The organism is Parvibaculum sp. (assembly GCF_035511255.1).
Classification (GTDB): Bacteria; Pseudomonadota; Alphaproteobacteria; order Parvibaculales; family Parvibaculaceae; genus Parvibaculum.
In genome coordinates, this window is the sequence record NZ_DATKFR010000079.1 from 1 (window position 1) to 2888 (window position 2888).

Consider the following 2888-nt stretch of genomic DNA (forward strand, 5'->3'; position numbering starts at 1 on the left):
CGACCGCTTCGGGCGTCAGCGCCGCGGCGATAAAAGGCAGGAACTCCACGCGGCGCGCCAGCACACCGATATTGGCGGTATCGCCCTTGTCGCCGCTCCGCCCATGGGCGAGGCGGATCAACGGCACCTCGACCGTCGCACCGTCGAAACGCGGTGCGGCCAGCGCATGCGATGTGCGCGAAGCCGGCGCGGCTTCATTGGAGACGGCGGGCATATCGAAGGTCTCCCGCGCGCCGTCGACCTCGATCTCGATCCGCACCATCGACTTCGGCACGAGACAGGAGACGAGTCGAACGATGGGCTGCACGCCGGGCCGCCCGCCGGCAAAGCCGGTGATCCCTTGCGCCATCGAGGTGGCGGAGGGAAAGATTTCTCGCGCGAAGATTTCGAGTGCGCGCTTGTCGTCATGCGCGACGGCGATCTTGAGCAGCACTTCGCGCGACGCGCCCATCCGCGCGCCGATGCCGTAATTCGCTTCACCGCCGAGCACCTCGACGGAGGTTTCGCGGAAAGGCGCAAAGCCCTTTTCGCCCATCAGCCGTTCCGACCGCGCAAGGATCGCCTCGCCGACGCGGGCCCCCTTCGCCACCGCGTCGCGCCCGACGATCATCATGGTCGCCATGCAGCGGAACCCATGCGCATAGGTGAGGCTTGCCTTGTAGTCGGCCGTCGGTGCGAAGCCCTTCGCGCCCGAGACGCGCACCCGGTTCTCTCCCACCGCTTCGAGCCGCACACCCGACCAGTCGCAGACAACATCGGGCAGGATGTAGCGGTTCGGATCGTGGACCTCGTAGACGATCTGTTCGGCGACCGTCATCGGCGAGACGAGCCCGCCCGTGCCTTTCGGCTTGCTCAGCACGAAGCTCCCATCTTCCTCGCAAATCGCAATCGGGAAGCCCATGTCGCTCCAGTCGGCGGCGACGCTCTCCCAGTCGGTGAAGATGCCGCCCGTCGCCTGCGTTCCGCATTCGATGACATGACCGGCGAGGCTTCCCGCCGAAAGCCTGTCGAAGTCGGAAGCGCCCCAGCCGAAATGCGCGATCAGCGGTCCGAGCGCCAGCGCGCTGTCGACGCAACGCCCAGTGATGACGATGTCCGCGCCCTTCGCCAGCGCCGCCGCAATCGGAAAAGCACCGAGATAGGCGTTGGCGCTCGCGACCTTCTCCGGCAGCCCGCCACCCGTTTCCATATCCGTGAGCCCAAGCGCGCGCAGACGGTCCAGCTCGCCAGAAACATCATCGCCAAGCACGGTCGCGACCTTCAGCGCCACGCCCTTCTTCGCCAGCAGCGCGCGCACGGCCTCCGCGCAAGCCGTCGGATTGACGCCGCCCGCATTGGCCACGACCTTGATCCTGCGCGCCGCGATCTCCTCGGCCAGATCGCCGATCACGAGATCGACGAAATCGGTCGCATAGCCGAGGTCCGGCTTCTTCTCCTTCGCCCGCGCGAGGATCGACATGGTGATCTCGGCCAGATAATCGAGCATCAGCACGTCGACCTCGCCGCTGCGGACGAGCTGCGCCGCGCCCGAGGCGCTGTCGCCCCAGAAGCCCGCTCCACAGCCGATGCGCAAGGCGGCTTTCATCTCACTTCCCCGTCCAGTTCGCCTTGCGCTTCTCGCGGAATGCGGCGAAGCCCTCGATGGCGTCCTTCGATTGCGCCATCATTGGCAGCATCAGCTGCGCATAGTCGAAAGCCTGATCGAGCGTCATGTCGCGCATCGCATGGAAGCCGATCTTGCCGAGGCGCACCGCCGTCGGCGACTTGTCGACGATGCGCGCAAGCAGCCACCCGGTTTTGGCGTCGAGCTCTTCCGGCGGCGCGATGTAATTGACGAGACCCATGGCAAGCGCCTCTTCCGCCGTGAAGAGTTCGCCGGTGATGCAAAGCTCCATCAGCGCGCGGGGCGTCAGCACGCGTTGCAGATAAGGCAGGATCATCATCGGAAAGAGGCCGACGCCGCTTTCCGGCGTGCCGAAGCGCGCGGAGGAGGACGCAACCGCCAGATCGCAGGCGCAGAGAAGTCCCAGCCCGCCCGCCAGTGCCGGACCGTTGACCCGCGCGACGATCGGAAGCGTGCATTGCTCCATGCGGCGGAAAAGCCGGATGATGAAATTGCGCGGATCGGAGGGATCGACGGTAAAAGGCGCGCCATTCGCATCGGGCTGCAGGTCGCCACCCGCGCAGAAGGCCTTGTCGCCCGCGCCGGTCAGCACGATGGCCCGCGTTGCTGGATCGGCTTCCGCCGCGTCGAAAGCCGCGATCAGCCCCTCGGCCACGCCCTGGTTCAGCGCGTTCCGCCGCTCATGGCGGTTGATGAAGATCCAGCGCGAAGCTCCCCGCGCTTCGCTCACCACCAGTTCCGACATCCACTCCCTCCGCGCTCTTCATTCCAAGGGGCCTTTCCGGCCTCTTAATGAACGGCATTCATCAGGAATGATTATTGGATCAGGGCTCTCCGGGGCCGGCACGTCCAGATGGACTATGACTTCATGAATTCCCCTCATTAGCGTCGGAAAAACCGCCGAACCGGTGCCGAGGGAGGACAAGATGGAAGGATCGATGGGGGCCGGGCTTGCCGGCGCGGGCCTGCAATTCGAGCTGACCTCGGAGCAGCGGGAAATCCTGGACACCGCCGACCGCTTCGCCAAGGCCGAGCTTTACCCCCTCGCCCCCCGCATGGATGCCGAGGAATGGTGGCCGGCGGACATCTTCCCGAAGATCGGCACTACAGGCTTCTGCGGCACGACCGTTTCGCCGGATTACGGCGGCGCGGGCGTCGACCTTTTCACCAGCGGCCTCATCCTCCAGGCCTTCGCGCGCTGGAACCACGCGCTGGCCTTGAGTTGGGTTGCGCATGACAATCTCTGCGCCAACAACATCTTCCG

General features: G+C 65.7%; 3 protein-coding genes. 1 reads left to right on the forward strand and 2 read right to left on the reverse strand.

Translation table 11 applies throughout. The features are described from left to right. Together VMR03_RS02570 and VMR03_RS02575 are read right to left on the reverse strand one after the other, a co-directional pair. On the reverse strand, positions 1-1585 hold a 1585-nt coding region (locus VMR03_RS02570), incomplete at its 3' end, for an acyclic terpene utilization AtuA family protein (RefSeq protein WP_325401980.1). 1 nt (position 1586) lies between these two features. Beyond that, complete coding sequence (locus VMR03_RS02575) at positions 1587-2369, reverse strand: enoyl-CoA hydratase-related protein (protein WP_325401982.1); 783 nt, start codon at positions 2367-2369, stop codon at positions 1587-1589. A 181-nt stretch (positions 2370-2550) separates the two neighbouring features. On the opposite strand from VMR03_RS02575, the gene VMR03_RS02580 reads away from it, so the two are divergent. Further along, positions 2551-2888 (forward strand): acyl-CoA dehydrogenase family protein (locus VMR03_RS02580; RefSeq protein WP_325401985.1); only part of this gene is annotated, 338 nt, incomplete at its 3' end.

Bases quoted from the DNA above. Each gene is read 5' to 3' on its own strand.
- VMR03_RS02575 (WP_325401982.1), bottom strand. From the start codon at position 2,369: ATGTCGGAACTGGTGGTGAGCGAAGCGCGGGGAGCTTCGCGCTGGATC.